The sequence below is a fragment of the Streptomyces sp. NPDC058008 genome (genome assembly GCF_042886395.1).
Taxonomy (GTDB): domain Bacteria; phylum Actinomycetota; class Actinomycetes; order Streptomycetales; family Streptomycetaceae; genus Streptomyces.
Map to the genome: position 1 here is coordinate 23474 of NZ_JBHVQX010000025.1, position 21331 is coordinate 44804.

The window sequence follows — 21331 nt, forward strand, 5'->3', positions numbered from 1 at the left end:
GCGCCGGGGCGCTCAGCCCGCCGCGTCGACGAGGGCGGTGAGCTCGGCCACCGTCATCGACCCGGGCGCGCGGCGCTCCCGGGCGAAGGTGTTCGCGGTGTGGCGCAGGACCTCGTTGACGGGCGTCGGGACACCGTGCAGCCGGCCCAGCAGGACGATCTCCCCGTTCAGGTAGTCGGCCTCGATGGTGCCGGTGCCGCGCGTGAGACTCTGCCAGGAGGATCCGCCGCCGCGTTCGGAGCCGTCGAACGGGTCGAAGCTCATCGCGCCCCGGGCCGCTTCCTGTTCGGCGCTCCCCGTCGCCTCGATGCCCGCCGCGTCGAGCACCGCCGCCCCTTCGGCGCGCGCCCGCGCGAAGAGCGCGAACGCCTCCGGGCCGTTCAGCACCCCGGTGGCCGCCTCGATCGCGTTGGCGAGGTTGGAGAGCAGCTTGGCGTACTTCCAGCGCATCACGTCGGGGACGACGGGGGCCTCCAGTTTCGCCTTCTCCCAGTCGGCGGCGACGGCGCGCACGGTGTCGTCCGTGCCGGAGGGGTACCTGCCGAGGTGCAGGACGCCGGTGAGCGGGTCTCCGGCGGCGACGACCCGGCCCGGCTCCACGAACGTGGCGGGGAGGTAGACGCAGCAGCCGTAGACGCGGCGGAACCTGCGCAGGGCAAGGCGTTCGCCCTCGACGCCGTTCTGCGCGCAGATCAGGGGCAGCTTCTCACCCGCCGTCCCGCCGCCCGCCACCGGCCGGGCGCTCCAGTCGTCGAGCGCCGCGACGGCGTCCTGCGTCTTGACGGCGAGGACGAGGACGTCGTCCGGCCGGAGGTCCAGGGCCGCCGGGCCGTTCGCGACGGGGACACGGTGGGTGCGGGCGCCGTCCGGCGTGGTGAGGCGCAGTCCGTCCGCCCGCAGGGCGGCGTACTGCGCTCCCCGTGCGACGAGCACCACCTCGTGGCCCGCCTCCGCCAGCCGTCCGCCCACGGCGCCGCCGACGGCGCCCGTTCCCACGATGATGTAGCGCATACGGGTGAGCCTCGCACAGCGCCGGGCCCGATAGAAGGGCACGAGGGCGGACGGCAACGGGCCGCGCTCGGTGAGCGCGGCCCGTCGGCGGGTGGGACGTGAGGTCCTGGGGGACCGGTCCTAGAAGACGCTGACGCCGTAGGCGTTCAGCGCCTCGACCACCGGCTGGAAGAACGTGGTGCCGCCGGAGGTGCAGTTGCCGCTGCCGCCGGAGGTGAGGCCCAGCGCCGTGGTGCCGGAGAAGAGCGAACCGCCGCTGTCGCCGGGCTCGGCGCAGACGTTGGTCTGGATCAGACCGGAGACGATGTCACCGCCGCCGTAGTTCACCGTGGCGTTGAGGCCGGTGACGGTGCCGCTGTGCACGCCGGTCGTGGAGCCGCTGCGCTTGACGGACTGGCCGACGGTGGGGTTCGCAGCCGTGGTGATGTCCTGGTAGCTGCCGTTGTAGAGGTAGACACGGCCGTCGGCCGCGGCGGAGCTGGAGTGCCGGATCAGCCCGTAGTCGTTGCCCGGGAAGCTGGAGCCGGCCCGGGTGCCGAGCGTGGTGGTCTGACCGGAGTTGGTGTACCAGGTGCTGCCTATCTCGGTGCAGTGCCCGGCGGTCAGCGCGTAGTAGGTGCTGCCGCTGCGGACGTTGAAGCCGAGGGAGCAGCGTCCGCCGCCGGCGTAGATGGCCTGTCCGCCCGCGATGAGCTTGTTGAACGTGCCGTCGGTGCGCTTGACGTCGGCCTTCGCGCCCGAGTCGGTGACCGACTTCTTGATCGTGGCGATCTCGGCGGCGGTGACCGTGCTGTCGACGGTCACGACGACCTTGCCGGTGCTCGCCTCGGTGTACCAGGCGGTCCCGGCGATGTCGGCGCCGAGCACGGCCGAACTGGCCGAGGTGAGCTCGGCCTTCGTCACGGTGTCCGGGGCCGCCTGGGCCACAGCGGTGGGGGCCGCAAGCGCCACGGCGGTGACCAGACCCGAGGTGGCGGCGATGAGGCGGGCACGTCTGGAGATCGAGCCGAGGGGGGCGAAGCGCTTGAAGGTCACAGGATCCTCCATCGTTGGGGGGTGTCCGGCCCGCTGGGTGGGCGGACCGAGGCCGTACGGCTGTCCGCCGACCCGGGGTTCTGGTCGTGGACCTGCCAACCGCACGGCTCGAATCCTTGACTCCGCTTGGGCCCGTGGCAAGGCCGCCTTCCGGACCGTGGCGGAGAACGGACCGTGAACTCCGCTATGCGTGCAGATGCCACCCGAACGCGTCCGTCCGCTCACCGAACGGGGCGGGCCCGCGAATTGCAGCAAAGTGCGAAGCGGACACCGGACGTCGGCACCTGTCTACGCGCATCGCTTTCACACACGCCGCGCCCGCCCGCGGGGCGGACGCGCACGCGCTCCGCCGGCCCGGACCGGGCCCACCGGCACCCCGTCCGTTCAGGCGCTTTACCAACGTTTTGCCCAGGCCTCACAGTTGGCCGGAATTCGCCCTTTCGGCGAGAACCGGCCGGACTTCGGGCACGGATGAGACCGGGGCGGCACTCTTGCGGCGCCGCTCGGGGCTGTGCTGCGGCGCGGGGGAAGCGGCCCGGCGGCGTTCGGGACTGCCCCGCGGCGGCGGCTCGGCGGCGTTCGGGGACGCGGGGAGGTCGGCCGCGGGTGTCCGGCGGACGCGGCGGGAGGACGTGCCGTACCCGTCGGCCCGCCCGGCTCAGCCCCCGGCGGGCGGCTCTCCGCTGAAGGGGGTGGCCTGGTGGAAGTAGAGCAGCCAGCCGTCACGCGTGCGCCGCCACAGGGAACTGCGGTGCGAACGCAGGCCCCCGCACTCCGTGTCGAAGGTGAGGTGCACCAGGTCCGCCGCGAGCCGGTCGCCCCGCATCCGTGACGCGGTGAGCGGCGCCGGACGTGGCGCGCCGGGGTCCGTGAGCATGGCGATGACCGCGTCGCGCTCCCAGAGCGTGCCGCTGCTGCCGATCTCCCGGAAGCCGGGGTGCAGCAGGGCGTCCAGGGCGTCCGCCGAGGCCCGCACCACGGGGTCCAGGAGGCGGAGCTCGCCCTCGACGGCGGCGGCCACGGCGGACGGCGGATCAGCCACGCGTCATCTCCACCAGCTTGGCCACGGTGTTCCAGTTGCGGCTGGTGGCGATGAGGCCACGCGTCACGGCGGGCTTTCCGAGCGCCACGGCGAGCTTGGAGCGCCCGAGCCCGTCGGGCGCGTACAGGTAGAGGGCGCGGTCGCCCAGCCGGAACTCCTCGGGGCGGAAGGAGTCGGCGTCGAGCGAGGCGAAGCGCGTGGCGTCCACGGCCCGGTCGAAGTAGGTGACGTGCAGCTGCCTGCCCTCGAGTCCGGCGGCCGGGAACGGGCAGGCCTCGGCCACGCCCGCGAGGTAGGCGCCCGAGCGGACGAGGCAGTCCACCGGGAAGCCGAACCGCTCCTCGACGGCCCGCTCCAGCCCGGCGGCCAGGGCGCTCTCGTCGTCCGACGCGCTGCGGAACACGGCGTTCCCGCTCTGCAGGTGGGTGGCGACGTCCTCGTGCCCCAGCTCACCGAGCAGTGCGCGCAGTTCGGCCATCGGCACCCGCCGGTGGCCGCTCACGTTGATCCCCCGCAGCAGCGCCGCGTACATCGTGCTCATGGCACCACCCTAGAACGGCGCACGGCGCGCGACCGCCGCGCCCCGTGGGGGAGGGCGCGGCGGTCTTCCGTTCGTTCCGTCCGGGCTACTCCACGATCTTCAGGAGCTTGTTCGCCGTGCCCTGGGTCGCGTTGGAGATGGCGTCCGGGGTGGCGCCCTCGGTGAGCGCGGTGGCGACCTCCTCGGGGGTGGCGTCGGGGTGCCCGCCGAGGTAGACGGCCGCGGCGCCGACGACGTGCGGGGTCGCCATGGACGTACCGGAGATGGTGTTCGTGGCGTCGTCGCTGTCGTTCCAGGCCGACGTGATGTTCGAGCCGGGGGCGTAGATGTCCACGACCGAGCCGTAGTTGGAGAACGACGACTGCTCGTCGTCCACCGTGGACGAGGCGACCGTGATGGCCTCGGGGACGCGGGAGGGGGAGCCCTGCCCGGCGTCGCTCGACTCGTTGCCCGCGGCGACGGCGAAGGTGACCCCGGAGGCGATGGCCTTCTGGACCGCGGCGTCCAGGGCCGGGTCCGCGGAGCCGCCGAGGCTCATGTTGGCGACGGAGGGGCCCTCGTGGTGGGCGGTGACCCAGTCGATGCCGGCGACGACCTGCTCGGTGGTGCCCGAGCCCGAGTCGTCCAGGACGCGGACGGCAACGATCTTCGCCTTCTTGGCCACCCCGTGCGCCGCGCCCGCGATGGTCCCGGCCACGTGGGTGCCGTGCCCGTTGCCGTCGTCGGCGTCGTCGTCGTCGTCCACGGCGTCGAAGCCCGAGGTGGCGCGCCCCTCGAAGTCCTCGTGGGTGACGCGGACACCGGTGTCGATGACGTACGCGGTGACGTCCCCGCCGGCCGAGTCCGGGTAGGTGTACGCGTCGTCACCGGCGGTGCCGGTCTGGTCGATCCGGTCGAGCCCCCAGGACGGGGGGTTGTCCTGGGTCGCGTCGATGTGGAACTTCTTGTTCTGGACGACCTTCGACACGGCCGGGTCGGCGGCGAGGCGCTTGGCCTCGGTGTCCGAGAGCCCGCTGGCGGAGAAGCCGTTGATGGCCGAGCTGTAGTTCCGTTCGAGCGTGCCGCCGTACTGCTTCGCCAGACCGGCCTTGTCGGCCTTCCCGTCCAGCATCACGATGTAGCTGCCGGAGACGGCCGTCGCCGCGTCCGCGCCGTAGACGGTGCCCAGGGCGGGTGCCGGGGCGGCTCCCGCGAAGGGGGTGGCGAGCAGGGTGACACCGGCGGCCGCGGCCACCGCGGTTATCGCGGCGGTGAGCCTGAACGAGTGCGCGCGCTTGTGAATTGCCATGAAGAGGGGTCTCCTCGTCATTCTTTGTGGGGGGATTGGCCCTCGGCCGGAAGATCTCCGGGGGCTGCATCGAAACACTGCTCGATTGACGCGCCCAGATCAAGAACTTCATGTAGCCGTCACGCACTCGGCAAGCTTTCGACACAGAAAAGTCGTGCACTCCGCCCCAAGTCGGGCAAACCATCTAGCGCCTTCCGAACAAAGGCGCGTAGTTGAGTTCCGGACGAGTGAACTTGACCCGATCAGGCGCACATGACCGCACCTCGTTGCTAACGGACACAGGAGCGGAATGACATGTTTCGTTTGTGCACATCGCCAGCAACACACCCCATTCCTCACGCACGGACGCGTGGCGTACCGCTCGTACGGCCATCCGGGACGACGAGGCATCGGCCGGAGCGGGGGCGCCCGCGCGATCCGCGTGCGCCGAGCCCGTACCGGCGGCGAACCTGCCGTCGCAGGTCCAGCACGGACGCCGCGCCCGGGTCGCGGTCATCGGTCTCGGTTACGTCGGCCTGCCGACCGCGCTCTCCCTCCACGCCGCCGGCCACACGGTGGTCGGCGTGGACACGAGCGAGCCCCGGCTGGGAGACATCCGCTCCGGCCGGGTCGACCTGCTGCCCTCCCAGCACGGCCGGCTGGCCGCGGCGCTCCGGGACGCGGGCTTCCGGCTGACCGCGGACCCCGCCGCGGTCGTGGAGACGGACGCGGTGATCATCTGCGTGCCCACCCCGGTCGACGAGCGGCTCGTGCCCGATCTGGGCGCGCTGACCGCCGCCTGCTCGTCGGTGGTGGCCCACGCCGTCCCGGGGCAGCTGCTGGTCCTCACCTCGACCAGCTACGTCGGCACCACGCGCGACCTCCTGGTCGGGCCGCTCGCGGCCAGGGGGCTGCTGCCCGGTACCGATGTCTTCGTGGCGTTCGCCCCCGAGCGGATCGATCCCGGCAACCCCGCGCACTCCCCCGACAGGACCCCGCGGGTCATCGGCGGCCTCACCCCCCGGAGCACCGAACTCGCCGCCTCGCTGCTGGCCGGGACGGCTCCCTCCGTCCACCGGGTGGACAGCCCGGAGGCCGCCGAGATGAGCAAGCTGTGGGAGAACACCTTCCGGGCCGTCAACATCGCACTGGCCAACGAACTGGCGGAGAACTGCCTTGAGTTCGCACTGGATCCCCGGCAGGTCATCGAGGCCGCGGCCACCAAGCCGTACGGCTTCATGCCCTTCTACCCGGGCGCCGGCGTCGGCGGGCACTGCATCCCCTGCGACCCGCACTACCTGCTGTGGCAACTGCGGGCCAGACAGGTGGCGTCCCCCCTGGTGGACGCCGCGATGACGGCGATCGCCGAGCGGCCCGCCCGGGTCGCGGGCAAGGCCCGTGAAGCGCTCGCGGCACGCGGGCTGGACATCTCCGGTGCCCGGGTGCTGATCCTGGGCGTCGCCTACAAACCCGGTGTGGCCGACCTGCGGGAGAGCCCCGCACTGGAGATCATGGACCGGCTCACGGCCTGGGGCGCCACCGTCGAGTACGCCGACCCCCTGGTGCCCCGCCTGGAGCGGCAGGGCCTCGTACGGCACAGTGTCGGCGCCCCCGAGGCACTGGACTGGGACCTGGTCGTCGTCCACACCGTGCACCCCGGCACGGGCCTGGACTGGCTGGGCGGCCGCGCGGCGGTCCTGGACGTCACGCACCGCCTCGCCACCGCGGTCTCCGGCGCCGCCGTATGAGCGCATCCCCAGCCCCTGCCCGGGGCCGCGCGCCGAGCCGGCGTGCGCTGCTCGCCGCGGCGGTCGCCACCCCGGCCGCGGGGATCGCCGGAGTGCTCACCTCGGACGGGCGGGATCCGGTCACCTCGGGCCCGCCCGCCGACGCCAAGGCGCCGGGCGGCCCCCCGTCCGCCGGGACACCGTGGCCGCCGGCGCCCGGCGGCGACGCGGGAGGCCGCTTCCGCCCGGCCTTCCCGGTGGACGGCCTGGTCACCAACGAGTACGCCTGCGCGCACCCGGACGCGGGGGACGCCCGCGTCTCCCGGGACTGGGTCGCGACCAGCGGTTCGCTCTTCGCCCGCTGGGCCTTCGGATGGACCGGCGTGCCCGACGGCGAGGCACCGGGCCCCGACTCCGGCCTGCACACCGGGTCGTCCGTCTTCCGTCTCGTCACCCGGCGGCGGGACTTCGCCGACACCACCGTGCGGTGCTGGGTGTTCCTGAGGCCCCCGGGCACCACCGGCCGCACCCCCGCGCGCGACTGGGACGGCGGGCACCTCTGGCTCCGCTACCGCAGCCCGCAGGAGCTGTACGCCCTGAGCTTCCGCCGCCGGGACGGCACGGTCGCCCTCAAGCGCAAACACCCGGCCCCCGGTGCTCCCCCGGACCGGGAGGGCGTCTACACGACCCTCGCCACGGCCGGCCACGCGCTCGACTACGGCCGCTGGCACCTGGTGACCGGCACCGTGAACGGGTGCCGGGACGACCGGGTCAGGATCGCGCTGTCGCTGAACGGACGGACGGTCCTCGAGACGGAGGACGGCGCACCGGGCGGGCTGACCACGGCCGGCGGGGTCGGACTGCGCGGCGACAACACCGAGATGGCCTTCTTCGGCTTCACGGCCGAGGACTCCACGGGCCGCCGCGCCTGCGCGGAGCCCACGGCGGAAGGGGCGGCGCGGTGAACGCCCTCCAGCGGCCGGCGGCCCGGCCCCGGCCCTCCGCGCGGCGGTCCGTGCCGGGCCCCCGCGGCCTGCGCGAACTCAAGCGACGCGTCGCCTCCCCCGGCCCGGCCACCGCGCACGGGGTACGCCGGCTGCTCGTCCTGCTCTGCCTCATGCCGCTCCTGGTCGTCCTGGCCCACCACGCCGCACGGCTGCCCCGGCTGAACCTCCCCGTCTGCTACGGCCTCGTCGTGCTGGCCGGCACGATCGCCATGCTCTACATCGCCTACAGCAGGTACGAGGACCCCGCCGAGGGCGAACTCCGGGTGCGGCCGGGCCCGAAGGAGAGCTTCCCGCCGCTGTCGGCGGAGCCCACGGTCACCTTCCTGCTCGCCGTCAAGGACGAGGTGGACGGCATCGAGGCGTGCGTGCGCTCCATGGCCGCCTCCGACTGCCCCGGCGTGCGGATCGTCGTGGTGGACGACCACTCCCAGGACGGCACGGGCGACGTACTGCGCGGGCTGGAGGACGAGCTCGGCATCACCGTCATCCGGCTGGACGCCAACGTCGGCAAGAAGAACGCGCTGGTCCGCGGCTGCGAGCTGGCCGACACCGAGATCATCGCCTTCACCGACTCCGACTGCGTCCTCGCCCCCGACGCCCTGCGCCGCTGCGTGCGGGCCCTGGTCGCCCATCCCGAACTGGGCGCGGTGAGCGGCCACTGCCGCGCTCTCAACACGGCGTCAGGTTTCCTGGCGAGGGCTCAGGACGTCTGGTACGAGGGCCAGTTCAGGGTGTCCAAGGCGGCCGAGGCCTCCTTCGGCTCGGTGACCTGCGTCTCGGGGCCCCTGGCGGTGTTCCGCCGGGACGCCGTCTACAACTACCTGCCGGCCTGGGCCGCCGACCGGTTCATGGGCGCCCCGTTCCGCTTCGCCACGGACCGCCAGCTCACCGGATACGTCCTCGGGCAGGCGTGGCGGGGCGAGGCGCTCAAGCGCCGCCACGCCGGATCCCCCTTCGTCGCCGAGGACTTCGCCGTGCGCCGCTGGCGCGTCGGCTACGTGCGCTCCGCGAAGGTGTGGACCGACGTGCCCGCCCGGCTGGGGCCGCTCCTGGGCCAGCAGGTCCGCTGGAAGAAGAGCTTCATCCGCAACCTCTTCTTCACCGGGTCCTTCATGTGGCGCCGCGGCCCCGGTCCCGCCGCCCTCTTCTACGGGCACGTGCTGTGGGTGCTCGCCGCACCGGTCATGGCGTTCCGGCACCTGGTCTGGGCACCGGCGCACGGCGCCCTCCTCCTGACGCTCCTCTACTTCTGCGGGGTGGTCCTCAAGGGCTGCGTCTGGGGGCTCGCGTACCGGATCGACCACCCGGGGGACACCAACTGGCGCTACCGGCCGCTCATGAGCCTGTTCTCCGCGGTCCTGCTCGCCTGGCTGCTGCCGTACTCGCTGCTCACCGTCCGGCGCGGTGTGTGGTCCAGGGGGGCGGCGTGAGAGAGCCGGCCCGCGCGGTCGCCAGGATGCTGGCCGCGCTGCTCACCGCGGCGGCCGTCATCGCCGTGTACCTTCTCGTGCTCTCCCGGGGGACCCTTCCGTGACCCACTCCGCACCCAGGCGCGCGCTGCTCGGGCTGCTGGCCCTGGCCCTGGTCTGCGCGCCCTTCTACGGCGCCTGGCGCTACGACGAGTTCCGCAGGTCGGTGACGGCGCAGGAGGACCCTCCGGGCCCGGGGCCCGGAGGCGGCCCTGCGGCGGGCGCGCCCGCCGCAGGGGGCGGACCGGGCACCGCCCCCGTCGTCCTGGCGTACCACGACATCGCCCGGGGCAGCGACAGCCGCTACACCGTGACCCCCGAGGCGTTCGACGCCCAGCTGGCGGCCCTCGCGGCGGCCGGCTACCGCACCCTGAGCAGCGAGGAGTTCATCGCGTACCTGCGTGGGGGGCCGGCGCCGGGCCCGCGTTCGGTGTTCCTGACCTTCGACGACGGCTCGCACGGGCTGTGGGTGCACGCCGACCGCATCCTGGCCAGGTACCGCATGCGGGCGGCCGCCTTCCTCATCACCCGCTCGGTGGGCAGCCACCGCCCGTACTACCTCTCCTGGGAGGAGATCGGCCGCATGGCCCGCTCGGGGCGCTGGGACTTCGAGGACCACACCCGTGACCTGCACCGGCGGGAGGCCGTGGACGCGGCCGGGAACACGTCCTCCGCCCTGACCGGCCGGCTGTGGCTGCCCGGTGAGGGGCGACGGGAGACGGCCCAGGAGTACGGGCGGCGGATCGAGCGCGACCTCGACCGGTCGATCGGCGACCTCACCCGCCACGGCCTGCCCCGGCCCCGGCTCTTCGCCTACCCCTTCTCCGAGTCGCGGGGGCACGCCGCGGCGCTGCCCGCCGGCCGGATGCTGCGTGCGGCGCTCGCCGAGCGGTTCGAGACCGCCCTGACCAACAACTCCGACCGTCCGCTGCCCGCCGGGCGGCGGGCGGCGGCGGCGGGCGAGGTCCAGCGGGTGGAGGTGACGGCCGCCACCGGTACCCGGGACCTGCTGGCCGCCGTCGAGCAGTGGAGGTCGGTGTCCCCGGCCGAGTGCCCGGCCCCGCTCACGGAGCCGCGCCGGTGGCGGCGGGGCGACCGGTCCGGGGACGGCCTCGGGGAGTTCACCGGTTCCGGGCCCTACCCCGGCCGGACGGGGTACGCCGCCGCCTCGTACCGTCCGACGGGTTCCGCCGACTGGAACGACTACACCGTCGTCGCCCGGGTGGGCGGGCTGCGCGAGGCGCAGAACAACGCCGGGGTGATCGTGCGCGACGGCAGCCTCGTCCCGCTGGAGGTGTCGCTCAGCCACAGTTACGTCCGTCTGCGCGAGCACCGGGACGGCCGCTGGCGGGAGACCGGCCGCCACACCCTGACCGACGCGGCCGAGCACCGGATCACGATCACGGTGACCGGGGACCGGACCGTGGTCACGGTGGACGGCGGGAAGCGGATCGAGCGGGCCGCCGGGGCGGCCGGCGGCGACGCGGCCGGGGGGATCGCGCTCAGCGTGCGCAACGGCGGTCCGGCCGGGGGCTGGCCGCGCTTCACCTCCCTGACGGTGCGCCCGGCCTCCGGGAAGGCCGCGTCGTCCCAGCGGTGAGGGGCCTCCTCAGACGGGCAGTTCGGCCTCGATGAGGTCGGCTGCCCGCACGGTCCCGCCCTCCCCCGCCATCCGCTCCCGGATGACCGCCAGTCGCCCGGCGACCTCCGGGTCGTCGACCAGGGCGAGGACGGCGGCGCGCAGGGACGCGGCGTCCGCCTCCTCCTTCGGCAGGTGCCGGGCGACTCCGAGCGCCTGGAGCATGTCCGCGTTGCCGAACTGGTCGACGGCCTGCGGCACCGCCACCATCGGGGTGCCGGTGGCCAGCCCTTCCTGGCTGCCGCCGGCACCGGCGTGGGTGATGAAGGCGTCGGCCTGCCTCAGCACGGCCGTCTGCGGGACCCACGGGTGCACCTCGATGTTGTCCGGCACCTCCCCGAGTGCGGACGGACCGACACGGGCGCCGGTCTGGAGCACCACGTGCCAGTCCGGCAGGCCCCCGAACGCCTCGACGCACGCGCGGTAGAACGCGGGCTCGTCGGTGTACGCGGATCCGAGGGACACCAGCAGCACCTTCCGGGCGCCGGGGGGCCGTTCCCACCCGCCCTGGGCTGCCCGGTCCCCCTGGCAGGCGCCGACGAACGTGAACCGGGTGCGGTCCACGCGGTCGGCGTGCGGCTGGAGCACCTCGGGAATCAGCACCAGGCCGCGGCGGGGCCGGGCCACGAAGTCGTCCGGGGAGAGGTGACCGAGACCGTGTTCCGTGAGCCAGTCCGTGAACCGCGCGAAGTACGCCCGGCCCCGCGCGGTCCTCCTCAGCTCGGCGTTCGCGGGCTCGCCCACCTCTTCCGCGTACCCCTCCCAGGGAACCAGGTTGGGCCAGAGCTGGACGGCGGGGACGCCCCAGCGGTGGGCGAGGGCGCGGGCCGGGTAGGAGGTGATGTCGTGCAGGACGAGGTCCGGCTCGTCCCCCTCGAAGGCATCGGCGAGCTGCGGGAGCGCCTGGACGGCGTCGTCGAGGAACGGCTCCTTGAAGTCGATGGGTTCGCTGCCCCAGCCCTCCGGATCGGTGGGCAGCGTGGAGGTGTGGACCACCGGCTCGGCCCCGGTGGCGGCGACCGTCGCGGCGAAGGAGGCCGGGATGGCGTAACTGACGCGGTGCCCGCGGGCGACGAGCTCCCGGATGACGTCGAGGCTCGGGTTCACGTGCCCGTGGGCGGCGATGGAGAACATGGCGATGTGGGCACGCGGGATCGTGGTCATGCCCCGACCATAAGCGAGACGATACGTCTCGTCCACCGGTTTTCCCGCGCCCGTCCGGCGGACGCGGGGACCTCGGCCCGGGCGGCGGGTGCCCGAGCCCCCTGCCGCCGCCGGACCCGTCCGGCAGGCTTGCGTACCCGTGGCCCGCGCCCGCCGGGATCAGCGCTGGTAGCGGGCCAGCACCCGGTTCCCGTCGTCGACCAGACGCTTCCTCAGCTCTCCGGTGCCGATGGCCCCGCTGTAGTACTCCTGGAGCGCGGGGGTGGCGACCTTGTCCTTCCACTCCGGGTAGCCGCGCACCGACTGCGCGGGGGCGGGGCGCAGCGCCCGGGCGAGGGCGGCGCCCGTCGCCCAGCCGTTCTCCGCGGTGTGCAGGGCGGGGTCCGCCAGGGCCTCGGTGCCGGTGGGCAGCATCCAGTCCCCCCGGGCCAGCCGCACCATGTTCGCGGGGCGCAGCAGGAAGTCGATGAACCGCACGGCCTCCTCCTTGTGCGGACTGTCCTCGGCGACGGAGAGGGTCTGCGGGCTGACGCCCTGGGTGAGCCCGGCGCTGCCCGCCGGGGTGGGCAGCACGGTCCACGCGAAGCCTTCGGGGGCCTGCTCGACGACCTGCTGGCGGTAGGAGAATCCCAGCGGGACCATGGCGTACCTGCCGCCGAAGAAGCCGGGGAGCGTGTCGGATCCCCCCATGCCCAGGGCCGGGCGCGCGGCGCTGCGGTCGGAACCGACCTGGTCGCGGACCGTGCCGGGCATGACGCGGTCGCCCTCCTCGAACCGGACGGTCACCCTGCCGTCGGCGTCACGGTGGAAGAGCTGCCCGCCGGAGGAGAGGCCCAGGTTGAGGGTGACGGAGACCGGCTCCTTCAGCGGCCAGGCGACCCCGTACGTCCCCTTCCCCGTCAGCTTCTCGGTGACCTGCCGGAATTCGGGCCAGCTCCAGGGGTTCCCAGGGGTCGGGATCCGGACGCCCGACGCCGTGAGCATCTTCGTGTTGGCGATCAGGACCTTGGGCTCCTGGAGGAAGGGCACCCCGTAGACACCGCCGTCGAAGGTGGCGGCGGCCCAGGACCGCGGCGGGATGTCCCCGGTCAGCCGGTCCGGCAGCAGGGGCCGCAGGTCGGCGAGGTAGCCGCCGTAGGCGAAGTCGGCGAGGTCGTCGGAGGCGTCGTGGATGATGTCGGGCGCCTCGCCGCCCTCGAAGGAGGTGAGCAGCTGGTCGTGGACGTTGTCCCAGCTGCCCTGGACGTAGTCCACCTGGACGTCCGGGTGGGCGGCGTTCCATTCCCGTACGAGCTGCCTGTTGGCGTCGACGGACTCCTTCTGCCAGGCCAGGGACAGGAAGCTCAGCCGGACCGGGCCGTCCCCGCGGCCGCCCTCTCCTGAACAGCCGGCCAGCAGGAGGGCGAGCGCGGTCGTCAGCGCGACGGCGAGCGGGAGCGGGCGGCGGCGCATCAGTGCTTCACCGCCCCGGCGGCCAGACCGCCCGTGATGCGCCGCTGGACGAGCGCGAAGAGCACGAGCGAGGGGAGGGTGGCGAGGAAGGCGGCCGCGGCGAGCGGCCCGAGGTCGGCCACCCCCTCGGCGCCGAGGAAGTGCGTGAGTACGACCGGCAAGGTCTGCTTCTCCGGTGTCTTGAGCAGGACGAGTGCGAAGAAGAACTCGTTCCACGCGGTGATGAACGCGAAGAGGGCGGTGGCGGCGATCCCCGGGGCCAGCAGCGGCGCGGTGACGGAGAGGAGGATCCGCGCCCTCCCCGCCCCGTCGACGGCGGCGGCCTCCTCCAGTTCGGGCGGCACGGCCCGGACGTATCCGGTCAGCATCCAGAGGGCGAAGGGCAGCGACCAGACGACGTACACCAGGATCAGCCCCCACAGGGAGTTGATCAGGTGCAGGCGCTTGAGGACCAGGAAGAGCGGAATGATCACGAGGACGAAGGGGAAGGCCTGGCTGACCACGACCCACCCGGTGGCCAGCGAGGACAGCCGCCCACGGTGACGGGCCGTCACATAGGCCAGGGGGGTGGCGATGACGACGGCGATCAGGGCGGCGCAGAGCGCGGCGGTCAGGGAGTTGGCGGCGGCCCGGAGCAGCGGCTGTTCGCCGAAGGCCTGCCGGAAGTTGTCCAGGGTGGGGTCCCCGGGGATCCACGTGGGGTGCAGCGAGCCGAGCTCACGGGCCGGCTTGAAGGCGGTGGAGACCAGCCAGAGGAAGGGAAAGGCCAGGAAGACCAGGTAGCACAGGAGCGCGGCGTACTGCCCGGCGCGCGCGGTCCTGCCCGTACGGAGGCTCACGCGTCCCCGCCTCCCCTGAGCCGGCCGGCGAGGTGGACGGCGAGGAGTACCGAGACGACGGCGACCATCACGCATCCCATCGCCGCGGCGTAGCCGAACTGCCCGTAGCGGAAGGCCTCCTCGTAGGCGAAGAGCATGGGCAGCCGGGTGCGGCCGCCGGGTCCGCCGCTGGTCAGGACGTAGACCAGGGCGAAGGAGTTGAGGTTCCAGATGAGGTTGAGCGCGCTGATCGCGAGGGCCACGGGTCTGAGCGCCGGCCAGGTGACGGTACGGAAGCGGCGCCAGGCGCCCGCGCCGTCCAGGGCCGCGGCCTCGTGGAGTTCGTGCGGGGTGTTCTGGAGCCCGGCCAGCAGCGCGACGGTGGTCTGCGGCATGCCCGCCCAGACGCCGACGACGATCACGGCGGGCAGCGCGGTGCCGAGACCGGTGAGCCAGTCCCTGCCGTCGCCGAGCCCGAGATCGCGGATCGTCTCGTTGAGGATGCCCGCGTCGGGGGTGTAGACCAGGCGCCACATGATGCCGACGACGACCTCGGGCATCGCCCAGGGGATGATCGCGAGCGCTCTGGCGAGCCAGCGCAACCGCAGGTTCGCGTCGAGCAGCAGGGCGAGGCCGAGGGCGAGCACGAACTGGGGCACGGTGACTCCGGCCGCCCACAGCAGGCCGATCCGGAAGGATTCCCAGAACAGGCCGTCGTGCAGCAGGTCCTGGAAGTTGAGGACACCCGTCCACCGGGTGGAGCGGGTGCGGCCCGACTGGGCGTCGGTGAAGGCCAGCGCGATGCCGTACAGCAGGGGACCGACGCTCAGGACCAGGATCGGGAGGACGGCGGGCAGCACCAGGAACCAGACGGGGACGTCCCGTCGGCGGCCGGCGGCCCGTGCGTCCCCGGGGGCCTCACGTCCGGACCGCTTCGCCGCGGTCGCCACTGTCATGAATTCGACCCCTTCGCACCCTTGGATCGGTTTCATCCCCGTATTACCGCCCGAAGGGCCCTCGCCATCGTGCTGACGGGCGGCCCGTCCGTCAAGGTGGCCTGCGGGGATGAGAAAATCGGGCCATGGACGAAACGCGCGCACGTGAGGTACTGACCGCCGCGGGACTGCCCGGCGGAGCGGAACTCCTCGCGCTGGGCGAGAACGCGGTGTTCGCCGTCGGCGACCTGGTGGTGAAGGTGGGCCGGGACTCCGCCGGACACCCGGAGCTGCGGGAGCGGGCCGAGCGCGAGGTGGCCGTCGCCCGGTGGCTCGCCGCTTCCGGTGTACCCGCCGTACGGGCCGCCGAACCCCTGGCGCGGCTGGTGGAGGGCCACCCGCTGACCCTGTGGCACCGGCTGCCGGACGCCGTGCGCCCGCCAGAGCCGCGCGACCTCGCCCCTCTGCTCACCCAGGTGCACGCGCTCGCCCCGCCCGAGGACTTCACGCTGCCGCGCCGTGAGCTGCTCGGCGGCGTCGAGCGCTGGCTGCGGCTGGCCGGCGACGCGATCGATCCGGCCGACGCCGACTACCTGCGCGGGCGGCGCGACGGCTTCGCGAAGGCCGCCGCGGCCCTCGCCCCGCACCTGCCGCCGGGGCCGATCCACGGTGACGCGCTCCCCCGCAACGTCCACGTCGGCCCGGACGGTCCGGTGCTGGTCGACCTGGAGACGTTCTCCGCCGATCTGCGCGAGCACGACCTGGTGGTCCTCGCGCTCTCCCGCGACCGGTACGGCCTGGCGGCCGGCGCCTACGACGCGTTCACCGAGGCGTACGGCTGGGACGTACGCGCGTGGGAGGGGTGCGCGGTGCTGCGCGGGGCCCGCGAGACGGCGAGCTGCGCCTGGGTCTCCCAGCACGCCCCGGCGAACCCGAAGGCCCTGGCGGAGTTCCGCCGCAGGGTGGCGTCCCTGCGTGAGGACGACGCCGAGGTGCGCTGGTACCCGTTCTGACGGACGGCCGGACGGGCCGGCTCCCGGAGGCACGCACCGCCCGGCCCGCCTCCGTGCGGTGTCCCCGGGCCCGGCGTTCCCGCCGAGCGCCGGGCGGCGGCCCCGCCCTTCCGGCGGCCGGCCGGAGGGGGCTGCCCGTATGCTTCCCGCGACCGCGTCGCCCCTCCGGAACGGAGCCTCACCCTCATGCTCATATCCCGCTCGGACACCGCGACATGGAGCCTCTCGGCAGCGGCGGCCTGCGCCCTGCTCGTCGGCTGTTCCGCCTCGGTCAGCGTCGGGAACTCCGAGCCGAAGCTGTCCTCGGACAAGCTCGCCGCCACGGTCTCCGAGAAGCTCGCCCGGACGACGGGTCAGCCGGAGCCGGACATCACCTGCCCCGAGGACCTCACCGGGAAGACCGGAACCACCACGCGCTGCACCCTCACGGCGGACGACGGCAGCACCCTGGGGGTGACGGTGACGGTCACCTCCGTCGACGAGGGAAAGATCGACTTCGACATCAAGGCCGACGAGACGGCCTCACCGGCTCCGAACTGACCTCCGGAACGCGCTCAGCGGCTCCGGACCGGCACTCCGGGAACGCTCTCCCCCGGCTGCGGCTCCCGCCGCCGGGGGATGAGCGGCCAGGCGGGCTCCACGACCGCCGACGGATCCGCGGTGCGCCGCAGATAGGCCTGGAGCGAGAGGGACTGCTCGGCCGCGGCACGCACCTGGAGGCCGTGCAGGTCATCCAGCGGCATGCCCCCGACGGGCCGGTGCCTCTCCCCGAGGCACCGCACCACGCGGGCCGCGGCGACCGCGTCCGCCTTCGCGTCGTGCGCGTCGTCGAGCGGCACCCCGTAGTGGGCGCAGAGGGCGTACAGGGCCCGCTTCCCCCTCCGGTACCTGTCGACGTGCTTGTCGATCACCAGCGGATCGATGACGGGCGAGGGGACGCCCCCCAGGCGTTCGCTGAGCGACTCGACCCCGTGCCTCCGGCACTCGCGGTCGAGGAGCGACAGGTCGTAGCGCGCGTTCATCACCACCAGCGGCGTCCCGGAGCGCAGACCGTCGGCGACGGCGCGGGCGATCTCCTCGACCGCGGCGGCCGCCTCCATCCCGTGCGCGCGGGCCCGCTCCGTCGAGATGCCGTGGATCGCCGACGCCTGCTCGGGTATGGCCACACCGGGATCCAGCAGCCAGGTCCGCTCCCCGGAGAGGGATCCGTCCGCCTCCAGCCGGACGACCGCGGCCGTCACGATACGGTCGGTCTCGACGTCCGTCCCCGTGGTCTCCAGGTCGAACGCCATCAACGGTCCGCTGATCCAGCTCATCCCGTACCTTCCCTTCCGTGCTGCTTTCCCCCGGTGAGAACCACCTTCGCACGCGGCACTGACAACGCCGGAAGGGGCGTCAGGAGACGGGGCGGGAGTCCGTCCAGACCGACTCGAACTCCTCGCGGTACGTCTCGAAGAGGCCGTGCTCACTGTCCTGCCCCGCCCTGACCACCGCACGCCCGCCGCCGCGCAGCACCAGCACGGGCGCCTCCATGCCGCGTGCGCGCCGCAGGTACGGCTGGACGACCCCGACCGCGTCGGGCCCGTCGCCGTCCACCAGGTAGGCCGTGAAGCGCGGGGTCTCGTCGAAGACCTGGATCTGGAAGGCGCCCGGGTCGCGGAGCTTGGAGCGCACCCGGCGCATGTGGAGGATGTTCATCTCCACCGAGCGGCTCAGCTCGCCCTTCTTGAGGCCCAGTTCGCGCTCGCGGCGCTTGACCGCGCTGCTCGCCGGGTTGATGAACAGCAGCCTGACCCGGCAGCCCGACTCGGCGAGGCGGACCAGCCGGCGCCCCGAGAAGTTCTGCGTGAGGAGGTTGAGCCCTATGCCGATCGCGTCCAGCCGCCGTGCCCCGCCGAACAGGTCCTCGGCGGGCAGCTGGCGCTGCAGCCGGACCCGGTCCGGGTGGACGGAGACCACGTCGGCATAGCGGTCGCCGACCAGTTCCTCCACGGCGTCCACGGGCAGCCGGTCGGCGGACGGGACCGCGGCACCGCTGCCGAGGATCTCCAGGAGCCGCGCGGAGGCCCGCTCGGCCTGCGCCAGCACGGCCTCGTTCAGCGCGCGGTTGCGGGAGACGACGTTGCGCGCCACCTCCAGCTCGTCCAGCGCGAGCTCGACCTCGCGGCGGTCGTCGAAGTACGGCTCGAAGCAGGGCCAGTGCTGGACCATCAGCTCCCGCAGCTGCGGGAGCGTCAGGAAGCTCAGGACGTTGTCGTCGGCCGGGTCGAGCAGATAGCCCTTGCGGCGCGACACCTCCCGGACCGCGACGGCGCGCTGCACCCACTCCTGCCCCGCGGGTCCGGCGGCGGCCACCACCCAGTCCTCGCCGTGCACCGGCTCGTAGACCGGCCGGATCACGGCGGAGACCACGGCGCGCAGCCGCTGCTCCACCAGATTCAGCCAGATGTACGCACGCCCGGCCCGCTGCGCCCGTGTGCGCACCTCGTTCCAGGCGTCCGCTCCCCAGTCCAGCTCATGCCCGATCTCCATGGGCTGTGCGAGGGAGACAGCCCCTGGCGGCGCATCGGTCGATTCCCCCTCGTGACCTGTGTCACCTGGGGGCAGCTCGAACCCTCCCGAGCTCACCCGCGCACCGCCTTCCGCTCCCCCACCAACGATCAAGGAAGGGTACTCCGGCAGCGGGAGCCGGTGCAGCCGGTTGCACAGGCTCCTCACTCAACTCCCCTGTACCAAAGGCCCGTTCCTTGCGGTGCAATCGGGTGGAGTGAGATGGTTCATAGCGATTGCGCACCCCCTCGCAGGCCGCGTACCGGACGGAGGAGCCTCCCGGCGGCCCGGACCCCCTGTCCGGGCGACACCGAGGTGCCCCAGGTTGACCTGCCGGACGGATCGCTCGACGGGACCCGGCCGCACCGGTCGACGTACTAGGTACAGGACCGTCTTTCGGGGAGTATCGGGACGAAAACCCCCTGCACCCGGATCAGAAGTGGAAGAGTCCTATCTATGCAGGTCTGGCCGGGACACGCGTATCCCCTGGGCGCCACGTACGACGGCGCAGGAACCAACTTCGCGGTCTTCTCGGAGGCCGCCGACCGGATCGAGTTGTGCCTGCTGCACGACGACGGTTCGGAGACGGCGGTGGAGCTCCGCGAGACCGACGCCTTCGTCCGGCACGCCTACCTGCCCGGGGTGATGCCCGGGCAGCGCTACGGCTTCCGGGTGCACGGACCCTACGAGCCGCAGCGCGGGCAGCGCTGCAACTCGGCGAAACTGCTCCTCGATCCCTACGCGCGGGCGATCTCGGGGCGGATCCGGTGGGGCGAGGCGGTGTACGGCTATCCGTTCGGCAAGCCGGACGAGCGCAACGACCTGGACTCGGCACCGCACACGATGAGCTCGGTCGTGGTCAACCCGTACTTCGACTGGGGCGACGACCGCCGCCCGCGCACCCACTACCACCGCACGGTGATCTACGAGGCCCACGTGAAGGGCCTGACGATGCTCCACCCGGGCCTGCCGGAGGAGCTGCGCGGCACCTACGCGGGCCTCGCGCACCCGGAGATCATCGCCCACCTGACGGAGCTGGGGGTCACCGCGATCGAGCTGATGCCGGTGCACCAGTTCGTCCAGGACCACCGGCTGGCCGACGCCGGGCTGGCCAACTACTGGGGCTACAACACCATCGGCTTCTTCGCCCCGCACAACGCCTACGCCTCCTGGGGCGACCGCGGTGAGCAGGTGCTGGAGTTCAAGCAGGCGGTGAAGGCGCTGCACCAGGCGGGCATCGAGGTGATCCTCGACGTCGTCTACAACCACACGGCGGAGGGCAACCACCTCGGTCCGACGCTCTCCTTCCGGGGTCTGGACAACGCGTCGTACTACCGGCTGGCCGACGACCAGAAGTACTACATGGACACCACCGGCACGGGGAACTCCCTGCTGATGCGGTCGCCGCACGTGCTCCAGCTGATCATGGACTCGCTGCGGTACTGGGTGACCGAGATGCATGTGGACGGCTTCCGCTTCGACCTGGCCGCGACCCTCGCACGCCAGTTCCACGAGGTGGACCGGCTGTCCTCCTTCTTCGACCTGGTGCAGCAGGACCCGGTGGTCAGTCAGGTGAAGCTGATCGCGGAGCCCTGGGACGTGGGCGAGGGCGGCTACCAGGTGGGGAACTTCCCGCCGCTGTGGACCGAGTGGAACGGCAAGTACCGGGACACGGTGCGCGACCTGTGGCGGGGCGAGCCCCGCACCCTCGCGGAGTTCGCTGGGCGCCTCACGGGCTCCTCCGACCTCTACCAGGACGACGGCAGGCGCCCGCTGGCCTCGATCAACTTCACCACCTGCCACGACGGCTTCACGCTGCACGACCTGGTCTCGTACAACGACAAGCGCAACGACGCCAACGGCGAGGGCAACCGGGACGGTGAGAGCCACAACCGCTCGTGGAACTGCGGGGCGGAGGGGGAGACCGAGGACAAGGAGGTCCTGGAGCTGCGCAGCCGTCAGATGCGCAACTTCATCGCCACCCTGATGCTCTCCCAGGGCGTTCCCATGCTGAGTCACGGCGACGAGTTCGCGCGGACCCAGCGGGGCAACAACAACGGCTACTGCCAGGACAACGAGCTCTCCTGGGTCCACTGGCCCGACCCGGCCGCCGCCTCGCGTGCGGAGGACGGCGACGAGGGCGCGGCCGGCACGGACACGAGCCTGCTGGAGTTCACCCGGTCCATGGTCTGGCTGCGCCGGGACCACCCGGTCTTCCGGCGCAGACGCTTCTTCCACGGCCGCCCGGTGGAGGGCACGCACGACGAGCTGTCCGACATCGCGTGGTTCACCCCGAGGGGCGAGGAGATGACCCAGCGGGACTGGCAGGCCGCGCACGCCAAGGCCATGACGGTCTTCCTCAACGGCCACGCCATCTCCGAGCCGGGCCCGCGCGGTGAGCGGATCGCGGACGACTCGTTCCTGCTGATGTTCAACGCGGGCGCCGAGGGGCTGGAGTTCACCGTTCCGATGAACCACGGCAAGCAGTGGCAGGTCGTGGTGGACACGGCGATCCCGGACGGGGTGCCGCCGGGTGCGGGGCCCAGGGTCTCCGCGGGTGAGCGGGTGACGCTGATCGGGCGCAGCCTGACGGTGCTCAAGCGCCCCGCGTAGGCCGATGGGGTGATGCCACGGGCCGGGCGGGGCCGCCGGGGCGGTGCC

18 protein-coding genes are annotated in these 21331 nt (G+C 73.0%); 7 read left to right on the top strand and 11 right to left on the bottom strand.

What is annotated here, in order from left to right; genetic code table 11:
- Nucleotides 1-12: 12 nt before the first annotated feature.
- The 5 genes from ACFVS9_RS24115 to ACFVS9_RS24135 form a co-directional block, all read right to left on the bottom strand.
- Nucleotides 13-1011 carry a ketopantoate reductase family protein gene (locus tag ACFVS9_RS24115; protein WP_383113964.1) on the bottom strand — a complete coding sequence of 333 codons (999 nt, stop codon included), beginning with the start codon at nucleotides 1009-1011 and terminating at the stop codon, nucleotides 13-15.
- Between the two features lie 120 nt (nucleotides 1012-1131).
- The gene (locus ACFVS9_RS24120) at nucleotides 1132-2046 is read right to left on the bottom strand and encodes a S1 family peptidase (RefSeq protein ID WP_383113963.1); all 915 of its coding nucleotides are present in this window, start codon (nucleotides 2044-2046) and stop codon (nucleotides 1132-1134) included.
- Nucleotides 2047-2704: 658 nt separating this feature from the next.
- A complete protein-coding gene (locus ACFVS9_RS24125; RefSeq protein ID WP_383113962.1) occupies nucleotides 2705-3088 on the bottom strand; it encodes a DUF4440 domain-containing protein in 384 nt (127 codons plus the stop codon).
- Complete coding sequence (locus ACFVS9_RS24130; RefSeq protein WP_389935299.1) at nucleotides 3081-3629, bottom strand: DUF1697 domain-containing protein; 549 nt, start codon at nucleotides 3627-3629, stop codon at nucleotides 3081-3083. Before ACFVS9_RS24130 ends, ACFVS9_RS24125 begins: the two co-directional genes overlap by 8 nt.
- 85 nt (nucleotides 3630-3714) lie before the next feature.
- A complete protein-coding gene (locus tag ACFVS9_RS24135) occupies nucleotides 3715-4917 on the bottom strand; it encodes a S8 family serine peptidase (RefSeq protein ID WP_389935302.1) in 1203 nt (400 codons plus the stop codon).
- Nucleotides 4918-5222: 305 nt separating this feature from the next.
- Here ACFVS9_RS24135 and ACFVS9_RS24140 point away from each other — a divergent pair, with 305 nt between their 5' ends.
- From ACFVS9_RS24140 to ACFVS9_RS24155, 4 genes are all read left to right on the top strand, one after another.
- Nucleotides 5223-6644 (top strand): nucleotide sugar dehydrogenase, encoded by a 1422-nt coding sequence (locus tag ACFVS9_RS24140; protein ID WP_383113959.1) that lies wholly within the window; start codon nucleotides 5223-5225, stop codon nucleotides 6642-6644.
- Nucleotides 6641-7588 carry a hypothetical protein gene (locus tag ACFVS9_RS24145; RefSeq protein WP_389935306.1) on the top strand — a complete coding sequence of 316 codons (948 nt, stop codon included), beginning with the start codon at nucleotides 6641-6643 and terminating at the stop codon, nucleotides 7586-7588. The genes ACFVS9_RS24140 and ACFVS9_RS24145 overlap by 4 nt, the downstream gene beginning before the upstream one ends.
- On the top strand, nucleotides 7585-9060 hold the full coding sequence (locus ACFVS9_RS24150) for a glycosyltransferase (protein ID WP_389935309.1): 1476 nt from the start codon (nucleotides 7585-7587) through the stop codon (nucleotides 9058-9060). The genes ACFVS9_RS24145 and ACFVS9_RS24150 overlap by 4 nt, the downstream gene beginning before the upstream one ends.
- A gap of 100 nt (nucleotides 9061-9160) precedes the next feature.
- Entirely contained in the window at nucleotides 9161-10699 is a 1539-nt protein-coding gene (locus ACFVS9_RS24155) for a polysaccharide deacetylase family protein (protein WP_389935312.1), read from the top strand.
- Between the two features lie 9 nt (nucleotides 10700-10708).
- Here ACFVS9_RS24155 and mgt read toward each other — a convergent pair whose 3' ends face one another.
- The 4 genes from mgt to ACFVS9_RS24175 all read right to left on the bottom strand — a co-directional run bounded on the left by mgt (nucleotide 10709) and on the right by ACFVS9_RS24175 (nucleotide 15128).
- Nucleotides 10709-11902 (bottom strand): macrolide-inactivating glycosyltransferase, encoded by a 1194-nt coding sequence (gene mgt / locus ACFVS9_RS24160; protein ID WP_389935315.1) that lies wholly within the window; start codon nucleotides 11900-11902, stop codon nucleotides 10709-10711.
- Between the two features lie 159 nt (nucleotides 11903-12061).
- Nucleotides 12062-13354, bottom strand: a complete 1293-nt coding sequence (locus ACFVS9_RS24165) for an ABC transporter substrate-binding protein (RefSeq protein WP_383113954.1) — start codon at nucleotides 13352-13354, stop codon at nucleotides 12062-12064.
- Nucleotides 13354-14193, bottom strand: coding sequence for a carbohydrate ABC transporter permease (locus tag ACFVS9_RS24170; RefSeq protein WP_383113953.1), 840 nt, complete (start codon nucleotides 14191-14193; stop codon nucleotides 13354-13356). The genes ACFVS9_RS24165 and ACFVS9_RS24170 overlap by 1 nt, the downstream gene beginning before the upstream one ends.
- Nucleotides 14190-15128, bottom strand: coding sequence for a carbohydrate ABC transporter permease (locus ACFVS9_RS24175; protein ID WP_389935320.1), 939 nt, complete (start codon nucleotides 15126-15128; stop codon nucleotides 14190-14192). The genes ACFVS9_RS24170 and ACFVS9_RS24175 overlap by 4 nt, the downstream gene beginning before the upstream one ends.
- Nucleotides 15129-15253: 125 nt before the next feature.
- Here ACFVS9_RS24175 and ACFVS9_RS24180 point away from each other — a divergent pair, with 125 nt between their 5' ends.
- Nucleotides 15254-16120 carry a phosphotransferase enzyme family protein gene (locus ACFVS9_RS24180; protein ID WP_389935324.1) on the top strand — a complete coding sequence of 289 codons (867 nt, stop codon included), beginning with the start codon at nucleotides 15254-15256 and terminating at the stop codon, nucleotides 16118-16120.
- Between the two features lie 186 nt (nucleotides 16121-16306).
- Nucleotides 16307-16660, top strand: a complete 354-nt coding sequence (locus ACFVS9_RS24185; RefSeq protein ID WP_383113950.1) for a DUF4333 domain-containing protein — start codon at nucleotides 16307-16309, stop codon at nucleotides 16658-16660.
- Nucleotides 16661-16674: 14 nt separating this feature from the next.
- Here the strand turns inward: ACFVS9_RS24185 and ACFVS9_RS24190 are convergent, their stop codons facing one another.
- Nucleotides 16675-17436, bottom strand: a complete 762-nt coding sequence (locus tag ACFVS9_RS24190) for a 3'-5' exonuclease (RefSeq protein ID WP_389935327.1) — start codon at nucleotides 17434-17436, stop codon at nucleotides 16675-16677.
- A 79-nt stretch (nucleotides 17437-17515) separates the two neighbouring features.
- The gene (locus ACFVS9_RS24195) at nucleotides 17516-18748 is read right to left on the bottom strand and encodes an SAV2148 family HEPN domain-containing protein (RefSeq protein WP_383113948.1); all 1233 of its coding nucleotides are present in this window, start codon (nucleotides 18746-18748) and stop codon (nucleotides 17516-17518) included.
- Nucleotides 18749-19126: 378 nt separating this feature from the next.
- Between ACFVS9_RS24195 and glgX the strand changes: the two genes are divergently transcribed.
- On the top strand, nucleotides 19127-21283 hold the full coding sequence (gene glgX / locus ACFVS9_RS24200; RefSeq protein ID WP_383113947.1) for a glycogen debranching protein GlgX: 2157 nt from the start codon (nucleotides 19127-19129) through the stop codon (nucleotides 21281-21283).
- Nucleotides 21284-21331 lie beyond the last annotated feature (48 nt).